This window comes from Massilia sp. BSC265, assembly GCF_000740675.1.
Lineage (GTDB): Bacteria > Pseudomonadota > Gammaproteobacteria > Burkholderiales > Burkholderiaceae_D > Telluria.
This window is the reverse complement of the sequence record NZ_JPXI01000029.1, coordinates 572804-589124: the sequence shown is the minus strand read 5'-3', so window position 1 is coordinate 589124 and position 16321 is coordinate 572804. Positions and strand designations below refer to the sequence as shown.

Sequence of the window (16321 nt, the reverse complement as noted above, 5' to 3'; positions counted from 1 at the left end):
CCACGTCGGCCCGACCATCAAGCGTCCCTACCTGAACGCCATTGTCAACCGGGTCAACAAGCTGGGCGCCGACGCCATCGCCATCACCGGCGACCTGGTGGACGGCAGCGTGCACCGCCTGGGCCTGCATACCCAGCCGCTTGCGCGCCTGGCGGCCCGCGACGGGGTGTTCTTTGTCACCGGTAACCACGAATACTATTCTGGAGCGGACGAGTGGATTGCCGAGGTGCGCCGGCTGGGCCTGACCGTGCTGCTGAACCAGCACGTGCTGCGACACCGCGACGACGCCACCATCATGATTGCCGGCGTGCCCGACTATACCGCCCACCATTTTCATCCGGGACACAAGAGCGACCCGCGCGCTGCCGCGGGCATGGCCGGCGAGCAGGCGGACGTGCGCATCCTGCTGGCACACCAGCCGCGCAGCGCGCCGGCAGCGGCCGAAGCCGGCTTTCACCTGCAGCTGTCCGGACATACCCACGGCGGGCAGTTCTTTCCATGGAACCTGTTCGTGCCGCTACAGCAGCCCTTCGTTGCCGGCCTGCACCGGGTGCGCGACATGTGGGTGTATATCAGCCGCGGCACCGGCTACTGGGGCCCGCCCAAGCGCTTCGGGGCGCCCTCGGAGATCACCCTGGTGCGCCTGGTTCCGGCGGTGTAAAGACGCCAACATTTCGTACCAAAAATTTCTCGGATGCGCTATCGTTGGGATCCCTTGAACTGAAGAAGGATTCGACGCATGAACCGCAGCATCCGCAGTTTCCCTGTCCTGACCGTTCTCGCTGCTTCGCTAGTCAGCGGCGCAGCCCTGGCAGCCAGCCCCGGCAACGATCCTGCCGCGCTCGCGAAGATCCGCGATACGGCGATGCAGAGCGATTACGCCTGGGAGCGCATGGCGGACATGACCGACCTGATCGGCCCGCGCCTGTCCGGCTCGCCGGGCGCCGCCGCGGCGGTGACCCAGGTGGCGGAAGCGATGCGCAAGCTCGGCGCCAAGGTGACCCTGCAGCCGGTGAAGGTGCCGCACTGGGTCCGCGGCCTCGAAACCGGTGAGCTGGTCGAGTACGCCGGACGCCCGCAGGGCATCACCCAGCGCGTGGTGCTGACCGCGCTTGGCGGCTCCGGTGCGACCCCGACCAGCGGCCTGACTGCGCCCGTGATGGTGGTGAAGAGCTTCGACGAACTGAAGGCGCGCAGCGCCGAAGTGAGGGGCAAGATCGTCCTGTTCGACGTCGCCTTCGACCAGCACCAGGCCGACCGCGGCCTGGCCGGCCAGGCCTACGGCCAGGCGTCGGCTTTTCGGCGCAGCGGCCCGCCGATGGCGGCGGAACTGGGCGCGGTGGCGGCGCTGGTGCGCTCGGTGGGCGGCGCCAATTACCGCCTGCCGCATACCGGCTCGACTGCGCTGCAGGACAATGCGCGCATCCCGGCCGCCGCTGTGACGGCCGAAGACGCCATGCTGATGGGCCGCCTGGCCAAGCGCGGCCCGCTCAGCATGAAGCTGGTGCTGACGCCGAAGACCCTGCCGGATGCCGACAGCTACAACGTGATCGCCGACCTGCCGGGTACCGACAAGCCCGACGAGATCGTGATCGTGTCGGGCCACCTGGACTCCTGGGACTTGTCGCCCGGCGCCCACGACGATGCGGCCGGCGTCGCCAGTGCGATGGCCGTGCTCGACACCCTGAAAAAGCTCGACTACCGTCCGCGCCGTACCATCCGCATGATCGCCTGGATGAACGAGGAGAATGGGATGCGCGGTGCGCGCGGCTACCTGGCCGCCGAACAGGCCAACCTTGAGCAGCACATCGGCGCCATCGAGAGCGACAACGGCGCCGGCCGCCCGTTCGGCCTGCGCGCCAGCGTGCCGGCGACCTCGAGCAAGCTGTTCGCGCCGCTGCAGGCGGCGCTGCAACCCATCGGCGCAGGCATCTTCCGCCGCGAAGACGCGCTCTCGACCGGTGACCTGTCGGGCCTGGAACGCGCAGGCGTGCCGAGCTTCGCGCCGCTGATCGACACGTCCAGCTATTTCGACTACCACCACACCCCGGCCGATACGCTCGACAAGGTCGACCCCGACCACCTGCGCCGCCATGTGGCAGTGATGGCGGCCACGAGCTGGTTCCTGGCCAATATCGAGCAGCCGATCGGGCGCGCGAACGTACCTGAACGTTGACCGCAGTCGAGCCTTGACGGCAGGCGGCGCCCATGCCCGCCTGTGCGATGCGGGGGCGCTTGCCTGTCCTGCGCAGCCGGCCTCAGGGCACGGCGATACGCCGTACCGCTCGCGCATGCCCCCGGTAGGGGCGCCCGTAGATGGTCTGGATGCCGCTGGCGAAATTCTGCCCCCAGACCAGCTGGGTGCGCGTTTCGTGCGGCTCGCTCGACCAGTACCAGTTGCGCTCGAAGGCTTCGCGCTGGTTGGCAAACAGCAGGGCCAGCTCGCGCCGGGTCGGCAGGACCCCGCCGCGCGTCCGCGCCCAGTCGACGGCGGTCGGCCAGCTGACGTCGACCGCCTCGTCCGGCAACAGCACCAGGTGGTAATCAGGATCCTTTTCCTTGCCGAGGATTAGTCCCGCATAGGCCTCGCCTTCTTGCAGCATGGCCCGAACTTGCATGTACTCGCCCATATAACATTTCCTCAAGGTTGGTATCAGTCTTTTAAGACCGTCCAAACCGAGCTTTGGTTGCGTGCCGTCGTTCGATCTAGCTCATGCAAGTGTTTGATCTTAAGCAGATATTTACCCACAGCAATCTGGGATCAGGAAAATTGCTCGTGCACAGGCAAGCGTGCAGAATGTTTACCATCCGGTAAAAAATTCAGTCGGCCAGGGGCAGGGCCATTTGCGGATCCTGCGCGCCCGGGCGGTTCACGGCGTTGGTCACCTTGTACCATTCGAAGGCATCGACGGGCAGGGCGACGCGGCGCGCCAGGTCCAGGGCTTCCTCGGGCGAGAGATCGGGGTTGAGCCATAACGCGGCGTCGGCGGCTTCCAGCACCACCGGACGGCGGTCGTGGATGTCGAGCATGCCCTCGTCGGCCGCGTCGGTGACCAGCACGAAGCCGGCCTCGGCGCGGTGCTCGGCGCGGTCTTCACCAAGGCTGCCGAAGTTGGCCAAGGCCAGGAAGAACAGGGGCGCACGGTCCTTGCGGTGGATATGCCATGGCTGCTTCTTGCCCTTTTCGCCGGTCCATTCGTACCAGCCCTCGGCCGGCACGATCGCGCGCCCCTTCTTGAGCAGCGGTTTCCAGTAGCGGTTGCTCAGCTTGTCCATGCGGGCGTTGACCATGATCGGCACCTTGCCCTCGGCCCAGCGCGCGCGGTAGCTCCAGAACACGTCGTCGATGCGGCGCTCGCCGTCCTGCAGGTGCATCACCGGGCGATAGCTGCCGGGCGAAACGTTCCAGGCAGGCGTGGACTCGCTGTCGTAGACCGCGTCGGTCCAGCCGAATACGCTGGCGTAGTAGCGAGCCGTCTGGCTCTGGTCAAATCGTCCACACATGGGTCCATGGTAGCGCAGCCGCGCGCGGGGGGCAGCACGGTAGAGACCGGATGAGTTCGTATACCGGTCGCGCGCAGTGGTATGCTCCCGGCTAGACATCGATCGATAGGGGAGCAAGATGGCCAGTGGCTGGTGGAGTATGTTGAAAACGGTACCGTGGAGCGAAGTGATCCACGCCGCGCCGCAGGTTGCGGGAACCGCGCGCAGGCTGTGGGACCAGGTGGCGCGCAAGTCGGGCGGCGCTGCCGGCATGGCTCCGGACCCATTGACGCCGGACGAGCCGCAGGAAGACTACTTCGGCACGCTCGTCATGCGCGTCGAGAAGAACGAGATGAGCCTGGCGGACCTGCGTACCCAGATGCTCCAGGCTTCGGAGATCATCGCCAACATGGCCGACCAGAATGCCCAGCTGATCGCCAAGATGGACGTGGCGCGCAAGCGCATGCTGTGGCTGGGCGTGGCGACCGGGGTGTCGTCGATCCTGGCGCTGGTGGCGCTGGCGCTCGTTGTTGCACGCACCTGAGGCACGTACCTGAATCTTCATGAAAATCGTCCTGATCCTGGCGACGCTGTTCGTCTTCGTTTCACTGCTGTTGAATGGCGCGCGGCGCAAAGGAAAGCTTGACAGCAAGGCCAGCCGCGCCGTCGCCGAGCTGGCGACCTCGATGCGCATCTTCGTCTACGGCCTGCTGTTTTTCGTGGGCCTGGTCTGCCTGGCAGTGGCCTACGAGTCGATCTACTGAGCCTTTACTGAGGTTTTGCCGCAAGCTTGTGCGAACACGCCGACAAACGCGTGGGATGAAACGGCGCTTGCAGGTCCCGATAGCGGACTTATGTCGGTGCTGTTCTCTGGTGGATGGTTCCACCTTTCTCCGCGTGTCTCCAGCTCAGTGTTGACTGAGTTCTCGGCCGCTGCCTTCACCTGGCAGCGGCTTTTTTTCGGACGAGCGGTCCACGCGCCGAGGTGTTTCTTCGCGTATGTGCGAACAGGCTGACAAACTGGCGAGGAAAAACTGAGCTTGCAGCTCGGGGAGACGGACTCAAGTTGGTTACGTGTCTGGTGGATAGTTCCACCGTTCTTCGTGTGTCTCCAGCTCAGCATTGACTGAGTTCTTCGCCGCTGTCCTTACGGGACAGCGGCCTCTTTTTGCTCTCTTTCGTGCGAAACACGTTGTTGCCGATCGTTTGGAGAACGGCCGTAACGGTCGCCAGGCTTGCAAGTCGTGCTTCAGGCCGCTCAGGCAACCCCCAAGTAGCTCAACTACTAACACTCTGGCTGCCGCACGTAGTACAATCCCCGCCGGCGCGGGCATGGCGAAATTGGTAGACGCATCAGACTTAAAATCTGCCGCCGCAAGGCGTGCCGGTTCGATTCCGGCTGCCCGCACCACGCTTTTACAATGGTTCCAGCACGGCATGTGAAGCCTTTTCGGGCAGCGGCGTCGCCGCCTGTCCAGGCGGCCGGCGACGCACGCCGGCTACGCGGCAACGCATCCATTCAGGGCGCCACTGATAGCGGCCCTACTTCGCGCGGTCCCGCCTCCGGCGGCGGTGTTTCCCGGCGCGCCGCGATCTCCCGATCCGCCCGTTCATACACACGCGTGCTGTGGCGCCACCACATGACCCCGGCCTCCACCCCGGCGGCCTAACGAAGCCGTGCGCCAGCGCAGCGCCATGGCTGAGGAATGTCATGCGAGGTGAATAGGTGGGGAACTCCATGCCGGTACATGGCAACGGCATCGACTCCCACTCATCCATTGGTCGTTCCGGCCTGATGGTGTAGCATGCCGGACGGCGGTTTATTGGTTGCCGCCGCTGCAAGAGGACAAGAATTGAACATCATCATCAATGACGAATTGCGTGCCTTCGTCGACCCGCTGACCGACATCGAATACGCCGCGCTCGAGCGCAGCCTGCTTGCCGAGGGCTGCCGCGATGCGCTGGTGCTGTGGCGCGACACCCTGATCGACGGACACAACCGCTACGAGATTTGCCAGAAGCACGGCATTCCCTTCCGCACCGTCCACAACAACAACTTCGCGTCGATCGACGACGTGATGCTGTGGATGATCGACAACCACCTGGCGCGCCGCAGCGTGTCCGACTTCCAGCGCGGCGTACTGGCGCTCAAGAAGAAGGAGATCGTCACCGCGCGCATGGCCGAGGAGATGGCATTGGCGCCGCCCAAGCCGGAGGCCGACGACATGGATGCGCGCCCGCCGCCGCCCTGGAACACCCGCGAGGAAGTGGCCAAGGCCGCGCGCGTGTCGGCCAATACCATCAGCCAGATCGAGCGCATCCAGAAGGCCGCGACGCCGGAGCTGCGCGAAGCCGTGCGCACCGGGACCATCTCGATCAATGCCGCCGCCAACGTGGCCCAGCTGCCGATCGATGCGCAGAAGGCCGCCGTCGCCGGCGGCCGCAAGGAGCTGCAGCAGGCTGCGCGCCAGGTGCGCGAGCAGAAGATGGCGACCCGTCCGAAGAAGGAGGCCGCGCCAAGCGACCCGGCCGACGAACTGGCCGCCGCGCGCGCCGAGATCGCCTCGCTGAAGGACCGGGTGGCGACCCTGCTGACCGAGAACGAAGTGCTCAAGCAGCGCCTGGTCCACGCCGGCGTCACACAATAAGACGACGATAGAACGAGAAGAAGGAGACACGCATGACCACCACCCGCATCATTTTGCCGTCCATCCTGGCCTGCGCCTTGGGCGCGGCCGTGCCTGCACTCGCTGCGCCGGCGACCGCCCCCGCGGTGAAGCAGGCCCCCAGCGCCGCCGACCTGGCGCGCTGGAAGAAGACGGCGGCGCGGGTGACCATCATGCGCGACAAGTGGGGCATCCCGCACGTGTTCGGCAAGCTCGATGCCGACGCGGTGTTCGGCCTGCTGTACGCCCAGGCCGAGGACGACTTCAACCGCGTCGAGCTCAATTACATCAATGCGATGGGCCGCCTGGCCGAGGTCGAGGGCGAAAAGGAAATCTGGCGCGACCTGCGCATGAAGATGTACATCACGCCGAGCGACATGCAAGCCAAGTACGCGGCCAGCCCGGCCTGGCTGAAACAACTGATGAACGCCTTTGCCGATGGCCTGAACTACTACCTGTACACGCATCCGGAAGTGAAGCCGAAGCTGATCACCCGCTTCGAGCCCTGGATGGCGCTCAGCTTCAGCGAAGGCAGCATCGGCGGAGACATCGAGTCGATCGACCTGAAGGACCTGGAGCGCTTCTACGGCAAGCGCAACGAGGCGGCGGCGGCCGACAAGCTGGCTGCGCTGGACAAGGGATTCGACGCGGAGCCGCGCGGTTCCAACGGCTTTGCAATCGCTCCCAAGCTCTCGCGCACCGGCAATGCGCTCCTCTTGATCAACCCGCACACCTCGTTCTACTTCCGCCCCGAAGTGCACATGGTCAGCGAAGAAGGCCTGAACGCCTACGGCGCCGTGACCTGGGGCCAGTTCTTCATCTACCAGGGCTTCAACGACAAGGCCGGCTGGATGCATACCTCGGGCGGCGGCGACGTCATCGACGAATACCTGGAGACCGTGGTCGAGCGCGACGGCAGGTTCTTTTACAAGTACGGCAGGGAAGAGCGGCCGGTAAGGGCGCGGCAGGTCACGCTGCCGTACAGGACGGCGTCGGGCGCCATGGCCAGCCGCACGGTCACGGCCTATTTCACGCACCACGGCCCGGTGGTGCGCGAAGAGGGCGGCAAGTGGGTGTCCGTGCGGATGATGGACGAACCGCTCAAGGCGCTCACCCAGTCGTACACCCGCACCAAGGCGCGCGACTACAAGGCCTTCTACAAGGCGATGGAGCTGCGCACCAACTCCTCGAACAACACCGTGTATGCGGACGCGAAGGGCAATATCGCCTACTTCCACGGCAACTTCATCCCGAAGCGCGACCCGCGCTTCGACTGGACCAAGCCGGTGGACGGCAGCACGCCCGCCACCGAATGGCAGGGCCTGCACGCCATCAAGGAAACCATCACGCTGTTCAACCCGGCCAGCGGCTACATCTCGAACACCAACAACTGGCCGTTCAGCGCGTCGGGCGCGAGCAGCCCGAAGCGCGAGGACTGGCCCAGCTACATGTGGTCGTTGCCGGAAAACGCGCGCGGACGCCATGCCGAGCGCGTGCTGAAGGACGCGAAAAGCTTTACGCTCGACAGCCTGATCGCAGCCGCCTACGACAGCCACCTGACCGCCTTCGAACCGCTGGTGCCGCTGCTGCTGAAGGACTACGACGCGCTGCCCGCGAGCGATCCCCGCAAGGCGGCCTTGTCCGCGCAGGTAGCGAGCCTGCGCGGCTGGGACCTGCGTTTCGGCGTCGATTCGAAGCCGACCTCGCTGGCGATCTACTGGGGCCAGGACATGGTGGCCCAGCACGCGGCGCGCGCCCGCGCACAGGGCACGCCGGTGGTCGACTTCGTCACCGGCAGCCTGAATGCCGAAGAGCGCCTGGCCTCGCTGCAGCGTGCATCCGACAAGCTCACCGCCGACTTCGGCACCTGGCAGACCCCGTGGGGCGAGATCAACCGCTTCCAGCGCATCAGCGGCGACATCGAGCAGCAGTACGACGACGGCAAGCCGAGCTGGCCGGTGGCGTTCGCTTCGGCCAACTGGGGCTCGCTGGCCTCGTTCGGGATGGTGGCCAAGCAGAAGACCAAGCGCATCTACGGCGACCGCGGCAACAGCTTCGTCGCGGTGGTGGAATTCGGCCCGCGCGTGCGTGCGAAGAGTATCCTTGCAGGTGGCAACAGCAATAACCCGGCCTCGAAGCACTTCGCCGACCAGGCCGAGATGTACAGCCGCGGCGAGTTCAAGGACGTGCTGTTCTACAAGGAAGACATCGAGAAGAACCTGGAGCGCAAGTACCACCCGGGCCTGTAAAGGAAACCTCATGCGCATGAGCGAGCGGCACAAGATGCTGGAGGGCCAGCCCTACCACGCCAGCGATCCCGAACTGGTGGCGGAGCAGGCCGTCACCGCCGCCTGGCTGGCGCGCTACAACGCCGCCCTCGGCCAGCCGGTCTCCGTCTGGCGCACCCTGCTGGCCGAGCGCCTGGCGGGCGTGGGCGAGGGCAGCATCGTGCGGCCTCCCTTCCATTGCGACTACGGCTGGAACATCCGCCTCGGCAACCGGGTGTTCGTCAATTTCAGCTGCGTCATCCTCGACGTCGCGCAGGTCACGATCGGCGACGATACCCGCATCGGCCCGGCCGTGCAGATCTATACCGCCGAGCATCCGCTCGACCCGGCCGTGCGCCGCAGCGGGCTGGAATCCGGCCGGCAGGTACGGATCGGCAGCAACGTCTGGATCGGCGGCGGCGCCATCATCCTGCCGGGCGTGACGATCGGCGACGACGCCGTGGTGGGCGCCGGCAGCGTGGTGACCCACGACGTGCCGGCGGGCGCCCGCGTTGCCGGCAATCCGGCCCGCCTGCACGAGGGCTGAACGGCCCCGGAGGCTGGTGTCCGGACACGCCTGCTTGTTATAATCCGGCAATTATCCATATCGACGCAGTCGACTCCGTTTCAGGGCAGGGCCGTGGCAAAACTTTATTTCAGGTACTCGGCGATGAACGCCGGCAAATCGACCTCCCTATTGCAGGTGGCGCACAACTACGAAGAGCAGGGCCAGCAGGTCAAGCTCTACACGGCCGCCATCGACGACCGTTATGGCGTGGGCGTGATCACCTCGCGCCTCGGCCCGCAGCGCCAGGTCGACCTGTTCGACAGCAATACCGATTTCCTCGCCAGCGCGCCGCCGGTTTCCTGCATCCTGGTCGATGAAGCCCAGTTCCTCACGACGCTTCAGGTGCAGCAATTGCACCAGGTCGCCCAAGTGCGCGGCGTCCCGGTGATCTGCTACGGCCTGCGCAGCGACTTCCGCGGCGAGCCCTTTCCGGGCTCGGCCTATCTGCTGGCGCTGGCCGACGACATCGAGGAGATCAAGAACATCTGCACCTGCGGCAAGAAGGCGACCATGAACATCCGCGTCGATGCCGCAGGCCGCCGCATCCGCGAGGGCGAACAGGTGAGCATCGGAGGCAACGAAAGCTACCGCCAGGCCTGCGGCCGCTGCTTCTACTCGGGCTCGCATTGATGGCCCCGGCGGATCGCAGGGCCTGCCTGCCGTCCACCGCATCCGTATGAGCGACATCCTGCTGTACCTGCTGCCCTCGGGCGCGCTCGCGCTGCTGCTGTGGATCGCTTCGGGCGCGCATCCCTTTTTCTTCGTGTTTACCGCCGCCGGCACCCTGTGCCACGAGCTCGCGCATTTTTCCGTCGGCCTGCTCACCAATGCCGAGCCGATCGGGCTGAGCGTCATTCCGAAACGCATCAAGAAGCCAGGCAAGGGACACAACTGGGAGCTCGGCTCCGTTACCTTTGCCAACCTGCGTTGGTACAACGCGGCGCCGAGCGCCCTGGCGCCGCTGCTGGTCCTGGGCCTGCCGTTCGCGGTGGCCTGGTGGCGCACCCGGCACGGCCTCGTGTTCGAGCCGCTCGACCTGGCGCTCGCTTTTTTCCTGGCCCCGCAGTTCCTGTCCTTCTGGCCCTCGCCGGTGGACTGGCGGCTGGCGGCGCGTTCCTGGCCGTGGATTCCGCTCTTGCTGTTTGGCGGCGTCGTCACGATATACCGCGCTGAATTGCTCCAGCTTGTCAAAGGATGAATGCCTGGCTTATGCCAGCCTTAATCCAGCACTGCGCTCAGGCGAAAATAGGAGGATGCCGGCTCTGCCTTCCTCCGGCTTCCTGTAGAATGGCCCACAAAGGGCGTATTGACCGGCCTGCTTGATTGCAACGATCGCCGGTCGCGCCGAGGCAAGTAATTTCGTTTCGGAGAGACGACGAATGAAGAAGCACCACCTGTTCATGGCCGCGATGGCCTTTGCGATGTCCGCCCATGTGGTGACTGCCCAGCCGGAGAAAGTCAGCGCGGTCGCCGCCGTCGCACCGGCCAAGGCTGCGGGGGCGGGCGCTGCGGTGGGGGCAAATGCGGCCGCCGCCACGCTGCAGATGAAACCGCTCGCCGAGCAGACCCAGGCGGCGCTGTGGGCGTCGCGCGTGCTCGGCCGCTACCACTACAAGGCGGTGCCGCTCGACGACGCAATGTCGGTGAAGATCTTCGATAAGTACTTCGAGGGGCTCGACAGCGAGAAGCTGTATTTCGTCCAGTCCGACATCGACGGGTTCGCGTCCTTGCGCACCAGGATGGACGATGCCATCAACAACGAGGACCTGAGCGGGCCGTTCGCCATCTACAACCTGTACCAGCAGCGCTTTACCGAGCGCATGAACTACGCGCGCCAGCTGCTCAAGACCCGTCCGGACTTCACCCTCGACGAATCGATCGAGCTCGATCGCGAAAAGTCGCCCTGGGCCAAGAACGAGGACGAGGTCCGCGAACTCTGGCGCAAGCGCGTCAAGAATGACTGGTTGCGCCTGAAGCTCGCCGGCAAGGAAGAAAAAGCCATCCGCGAGACGCTCGACAAGCGTTACGAGAACTACATCTCGCGCATCCGCAAGCTGAACAACGAAGACGTGTTCCAGATGTTCATGAACGCGTATGCCACTGCGATCGAGCCGCACACCAATTACCTTGGCCCGCGCTCGGCCGACAACTTCGACATCGCCATGCGCCTGTCGCTGGAAGGTATCGGCGCCGTGCTGCAGTCGCGCGACGAGTACACCGTCATCCGCGAAATCGTCCCGGGCAGCCCGGCCGCGCTGTCGGGCAAGCTGAAGGTGGGTGACCGTATCGTCGGCGTGGCCCAGGGCAACGGCCCGTTCACGGACGTGCTCGGATGGCGCATCGACGACGTGGTGCAGCTGGTGCGCGGCGAGAAGGGCACCACGGTGCGTCTCGACGTGCTGCCTGGCGACGCCGGCCCGGACGCCAAGCACGTCACCGTCTCGATGGTGCGCAAGAAGATCAGCATGGAAGAGCAGGCCGCGAAGAAATCGATCATCGAGGTCAAGGACGGGGCCTTCAAGCGCCGCATCGGCGTGATCTCGCTGCCGACCTTCTACCTCGACTTCGAGGCGCGCCGCCGTGGCGACAAGGACTACCGCAGCGCCACCCGCGACGTCGCCCGCATCCTTGGCGAGCTCAAGAAGGAGAAGGTCGACAACGTCCTGATCGACCTGCGCAACAACGGCGGCGGCTCGCTGACCGAGGCGATCGAACTGACCGGCCTGTTCATCGACAAGGGCCCGGTGGTCCAGCAGCGCGACGCGCAAGGCCGCATCGAGGTCGAATCCGACCTGCAGCCGGGCCTGGCCTGGGACGGCCCGATGGGCGTCCTGATCAACCGCGGCTCGGCGTCGGCGTCGGAGATCTTTGCCGCCGCCGTCCAGGACTACGGCCGCGGCCTGGTCATCGGGGAACCGAGCTTCGGCAAGGGCACCGTGCAGACCCTGATCAACCTGGACCGCTTCTCGCCGGCAGAGAAGGTGCGCTACGGCGAGCTGAAGATGACCATCGCGCAGTTCTTCCGCATTAATGGCGGCACGACCCAGCTGCGTGGCGTGACCCCGGACATCAAGCTGCCGGTGCTGTCCGACCTGGAGAGCTTCGGCGAGTCGTCCTACGCCAATGCGCTGCCCTGGGTGGCCATCAAGCCGGCCAGCTACTCGGCTGCGGGCGACCTCAAGGAGCTGATCGGCCCGCTGCAGAAGCGCCATGAGGCCCGTATCGCGAAGGACAAGGAGTTCCAGTTCCTGCAGGAAGACATCGCCGAGGTGCTGAAGATCCGCAAGGAGAACTCGATCTCCCTGAACGAGGCGGTACGCCGCAAGGAACGCGACGCCCAGGATGCCCGCGCCAAGCTGCGCGAAGCACGCCTGGCCGGGGCTAGCGGCACCAACAGCGACGAGCCGGCAACAAGCCCGGCAGGCAAGGAGGCGCGCGGCAAGGTGCCGGAGCCCACCAAGCCGGCCAAGGCGGTGACTGCGGTACGCGGCGCCCCACGCCACGACGACGGATTGCAGTACGACGAGCGCGACCTGCAGGCGGAACTGGCGGCCGAGAAGGCGGCCAAGGATGCCAAGGACATCCTGTTGCAGGAAGCCGCCCATATCCTGGCCGACGAAGTGGGCATGCTGCGGACCGATGCGCGCCTGGCCTCGCGCGCCATGCCCTACATGGCGCTGCCCCGTAACGGCAACTGACGCCTGGCGCGCTGTACGCCACGGGAACCGGTGACATGGCCGGGCCTTGCTTGCAAGGCCCGGCCTTTTTCCTTCCTGCCCAGGAGGTGTGTCGCGTTGCAATATTGGCAATCCTGGAGATATCGATGCGATGTTTCGAAAGCAACATTGCTTGCTGTCATTTGTTTATAAATTCCTGTGAGACACTTTGCTTGGGTGGACTCCTACGGAATTCCAGGCGCTTTTCTGGAGGAGATACCCCGCGCACTGTTGAGCTGCGCCAAAAAGTTGCTTTTATTTTAGCTATGGTAGGATAACTCTACGGTTGTAATAACAACAATTGAACGTCAACTAAGGAGTTATCGTTATGCTAATTCGCCGCCTTGTCATTGCAAGTCTCATCGCCGGCGCAGCTTCTGCCCACGCCGACACCATCCCCACCTCGGCTGCCCAGTCGACGAACGTCGTCAACGCCTGGACCACCGGCAACGGTACCGACGTCCTCGGCTCCGGCGTCCTGAAAGGTAACGTGAGCCTGGTCGCCGGCGTAGCCCATGGCGCCAACGCGAGTCTCTCCGACATCTTGTACGGCAAAGTGGCAAGCAGTGTGCAACAGGTCGACGGCCAGACCAAACTCTTCTTCCAGCGTGGTATCGAGGCCAACTACCTGCTGGCATCCGGATACGGCATCCTGGCGGCAAGCGCCGGTCTCGGCAAGTCGGTGGTCGGCTCGGCCGACGGTGCGATCATCTCGGATGGCAAGGCCACGGCGCCGGGCTTGACGGGTGGCGGCAACAACACCGCCCCGTCGACCGGGGGTACGACGAGCGGTAACTCGCCGGCCCAGGGCGCGACCGGCGGTCAAGTCAGCAACCCGAACACCAGCATGCCGGCCCCGATTTCCGGCAACGGCAACGGCAACGGCGACGGCAACGGCAACGGCAACGGCGACGGCAACGGCTCGTCCAATGGCAACGGGAACGGTAACGGCATTGGCAATGGCGCCCTCAACGGCAATGGCAATGGGATCGGCAACGGTAACGGCAATGGTCTCGGCAACATCGGCAACCAGGAAGGCCCGGCGGCCGAGGTTCCGGAGCCTTCGAGCATCGCGCTGATGCTGCTGGGCATGGTAGGTGCGGGCGCGCTGTCGCGCCGCCGCAGGCACTGATCCGGCATGCGGGGTGGCTTCCACCCTGCATCGATCTACGTACTCAACCAGGCAACAAATTTGTCGGGTACAATCCTTGTGAACGACCGTGCTTTTTCAGGCGACCGGGCGATGAACAACAAGGAGACGACATGGACCTGCACTACTCGGACGAGGACCTGGCCTTTCGCGACCAGGTCCGCGCCTTCCTCGATTCCCATTTGCCGAAAGACCTGCAGGCCAAGGTGCTCAAGCACTTGCGGCTGAGCAAGGACGATTTCGTCCGCTGGCACAAGATCCTGGCCAGGCAGGGCTGGGTGGCGCCGGGCTGGCCCGTCGAATTCGGCGGACCGGGCTGGACACCCGTGCAGCGCCATCTCTTCGAGGAGGAGTGCGCCCGCGCCGGGACGCCTCGCGTGATGCCCTTTGGGATCGACATGGTGGCTCCCGTCATCATGGCCTTCGGCAGCCAGCAGCAAAAGGAGTATTTCCTCCCGCGCATCCTGTCCTGCGAGGACTGGTGGTGCCAGGGTTACTCCGAGCCGGGCGCCGGTTCCGACCTTGCTTCGCTCAAGACCACGGCCGTGCGCGGCGTGGATGACGAGGGCGAGCACTACATCGTCAACGGACAGAAGACCTGGACCACCCTGGCCCAGCACGCGGACATGATCTTCTGCCTGGTCCGCACCGATCCTTCCGTGCGCAAGCAGGAGGGCATTTCCTTCCTCCTGATCGACATGCATTCGCCGGGCGTCACGGTGCGGCCGATCATCATGCTCGATGAAGACCACGAGGTGAACGAAGTCTTCTTCGACAATGTCCGGGTGCCTGCCGCCAACCTGGTCGGCGAGGAAAACCGCGGCTGGACCTATGCCAAGTACCTGCTGGGCCACGAGCGCACCGGCATCGCGGCGGTCGGCCGCAGCAAGCGCGAACTGGCCTTTCTCAAGCGCCTCGCGCGGCGCGAGCAGAAGAACGGCCGCCCGCTGCTCGAGGACCCGCTGTTCGCCGCCAGGGTTGCCGACCTGGAGATCGAACTGATGGCGCTCGAGATGACGGTGCTGCGGGTGCTGGCCAAGGCCAGCAAGGCTCCCGGCCCCGAAGCCTCGGTGCTGAAGGTGCGCGGCACCGACATCCAGCAGGCGCTTACGGAACTGATGCTGGAAGCGGCTGGTCCCATGGCCCTGCCTTTCGATCCGGCCTACCTGGAGGGCGAACATGAACACAGCGTCGCCGGCGACGACGATGCCGCGCCGCTGGCGTCCTATTACTTCAACTACCGCAAGACCTCCATCTACGGAGGTTCGAACGAGATCCAGCGCAATATCATCTCCCAGATGATCCTGGGGCTGTAAGGAGAAACCATGAACTTCGACTTCAACCCGGAGCAGCTCCAGTTCGCCGATGCGCTCAAGCGCTGGATCGGCCGCGACTACGGCTTCGAGCAGCGCCGCGCCATCGTCGCATCAAACCAGGGGACATCGGACGCCGCATGGGCCAGGCTCGTCGAACTGGGCATGACGGCGCTGCCGGTGCCGGAAGAGCAGGGCGGCTTCGACGGCACCGCAGTCGACCTCTTCGTCGTGATGCGCGAGCTTGGCCGAGGCCTGGTGGTGGAACCGTATTTCGCCACCGTGCTGGGCGCCCGGTTCCTCAAGCTGGGCGGCGCGCACGGCCACTTGCTGGAACAGGTGGCCGAAGGCAGGCTGAAGCTGGCTTGTGCGCTCGGCGAGCGGCAGGCGCGTCACGACCTGCACGACATCGCGACGCGTGCGGAAGGCAACGCCGGCGGCTGGCGCCTGGACGGCGAGAAGACAGCAATCGTGCATGGTGCCGGGGCGGGCGTGCTGGTGGTCCCGGCGCGGAGCAGCGGCGGCCAGCGCGACCAAGCCGGCATCACCCTGTTCGCGGTGCCGGCAGATGCCCCGGGAGTGCAGTTGACCGGCTATCGTACCCTTGACGGCTTGCGCGCCGCGCACCTGCGCCTGGACGGCGTGCAGCTGGCGCCGCACGCCGTGATCGGCACCCCGGGGGCTGGCTGGGACATCCTGGAAGCGGCGGCGGACTACGGCGCGGGCCTGCTGTGCGCCGAGGCGCTCGGTGCGATGGAAGCGCTGTTCGAGGCCACGCTCGACTACCTCAAGACGCGCCAGCAGTTCGGCGCCCCGATCGGCAAGTTCCAGGCACTGCAGCATCGCATGGCCGACATGGTCATCCACCTGGAACAGGCGCGCTCGATGGCCCTGCTGGCGGCCGTCACGCTCGACGGTCTTGATGCCGGCGAGCGCCGCCGCGTGGTGTCGGCCGCCAAGTACCGCGTCGGCCAGGCGTCCCGCTTCATCGGCCAGCAGGCGGTGCAGCTGCACGGCGGCATGGGAGTGACCGACGAGCTGGCCGCCGCGCATTACTTCAAGCGCCTGTCGATGATCGAGCTCACCCTCGGCGACCGTGACCACCACCTGGCGCGCTTCGTCGCGCAGCCGGGCTTCCAGCAAGCCGCGTAAGGAGCA

15 protein-coding genes and 1 tRNA gene are annotated in these 16321 nt (G+C 65.4%); 14 read left to right on the top strand and 2 right to left on the bottom strand.

From position 1 onward, the window contains the following. A partial coding sequence (locus MA09_RS09785) for a metallophosphoesterase (protein WP_036247280.1) occupies window positions 1-661 on the top strand: 661 nt, incomplete at its 5' end. A 78-nt stretch (window positions 662-739) separates the two neighbouring features. Then, complete coding sequence (locus MA09_RS09780) at window positions 740-2176, top strand: M20/M25/M40 family metallo-hydrolase (RefSeq protein WP_036247279.1); 1437 nt, start codon at window positions 740-742, stop codon at window positions 2174-2176. A gap of 82 nt (window positions 2177-2258) precedes the next feature. Here the strand turns inward: MA09_RS09780 and MA09_RS09775 are convergent, their stop codons facing one another. Beyond that, complete coding sequence (locus MA09_RS09775) at window positions 2259-2618, bottom strand: DUF1566 domain-containing protein (protein ID WP_229440642.1); 360 nt, start codon at window positions 2616-2618, stop codon at window positions 2259-2261. Between the two features lie 202 nt (window positions 2619-2820). After that, window positions 2821-3504 (bottom strand): SOS response-associated peptidase, encoded by a 684-nt coding sequence (locus MA09_RS09770; protein ID WP_036247275.1) that lies wholly within the window; start codon window positions 3502-3504, stop codon window positions 2821-2823. Between the two features lie 139 nt (window positions 3505-3643). On the opposite strand from MA09_RS09770, the gene MA09_RS09765 reads away from it, so the two are divergent. From MA09_RS09765 to MA09_RS09710, 12 genes are all read left to right on the top strand, one after another. Then, a complete protein-coding gene (locus MA09_RS09765; protein WP_229440641.1) occupies window positions 3644-4027 on the top strand; it encodes a hypothetical protein in 384 nt (127 codons plus the stop codon). A gap of 19 nt (window positions 4028-4046) precedes the next feature. Next, window positions 4047-4247: a hypothetical protein gene (locus MA09_RS09760; protein ID WP_036247269.1), complete on the top strand. Its 201-nt coding sequence runs from the start codon at window positions 4047-4049 to the stop codon at window positions 4245-4247. 562 nt (window positions 4248-4809) lie between these two features. Further along, window positions 4810-4894 (top strand) — tRNA-Leu (locus MA09_RS09755). A 442-nt stretch (window positions 4895-5336) separates the two neighbouring features. Continuing rightward, a complete protein-coding gene (locus tag MA09_RS09750; protein WP_036247266.1) occupies window positions 5337-6131 on the top strand; it encodes a hypothetical protein in 795 nt (264 codons plus the stop codon). Between the two features lie 32 nt (window positions 6132-6163). Beyond that, on the top strand, window positions 6164-8398 hold the full coding sequence (locus MA09_RS09745; protein WP_036247263.1) for a penicillin acylase family protein: 2235 nt from the start codon (window positions 6164-6166) through the stop codon (window positions 8396-8398). 16 nt (window positions 8399-8414) lie between these two features. Continuing rightward, window positions 8415-8963: a sugar O-acetyltransferase gene (locus tag MA09_RS09740; RefSeq protein ID WP_373887842.1), complete on the top strand. Its 549-nt coding sequence runs from the start codon at window positions 8415-8417 to the stop codon at window positions 8961-8963. A 93-nt stretch (window positions 8964-9056) separates the two neighbouring features. Continuing rightward, window positions 9057-9614: a thymidine kinase gene (locus MA09_RS09735; RefSeq protein WP_036247256.1), complete on the top strand. Its 558-nt coding sequence runs from the start codon at window positions 9057-9059 to the stop codon at window positions 9612-9614. A 46-nt stretch (window positions 9615-9660) separates the two neighbouring features. Next, window positions 9661-10182, top strand: a complete 522-nt coding sequence (locus MA09_RS09730; protein ID WP_051933322.1) for a hypothetical protein — start codon at window positions 9661-9663, stop codon at window positions 10180-10182. Window positions 10183-10405: 223 nt separating this feature from the next. Continuing rightward, window positions 10406-12682 carry a carboxy terminal-processing peptidase gene (locus tag MA09_RS09725; protein ID WP_036247590.1) on the top strand — a complete coding sequence of 759 codons (2277 nt, stop codon included), beginning with the start codon at window positions 10406-10408 and terminating at the stop codon, window positions 12680-12682. Window positions 12683-13028: 346 nt separating this feature from the next. Beyond that, window positions 13029-13832: a PEP-CTERM sorting domain-containing protein gene (locus MA09_RS09720; RefSeq protein ID WP_036247251.1), complete on the top strand. Its 804-nt coding sequence runs from the start codon at window positions 13029-13031 to the stop codon at window positions 13830-13832. 131 nt (window positions 13833-13963) lie between these two features. Continuing rightward, window positions 13964-15166 (top strand): acyl-CoA dehydrogenase family protein, encoded by a 1203-nt coding sequence (locus MA09_RS09715; protein ID WP_036247249.1) that lies wholly within the window; start codon window positions 13964-13966, stop codon window positions 15164-15166. 9 nt (window positions 15167-15175) lie between these two features. Next, window positions 15176-16315: an acyl-CoA dehydrogenase family protein gene (locus MA09_RS09710; protein WP_036247246.1), complete on the top strand. Its 1140-nt coding sequence runs from the start codon at window positions 15176-15178 to the stop codon at window positions 16313-16315. The last annotated feature ends 6 nt before the right edge of the window (window positions 16316-16321 follow it).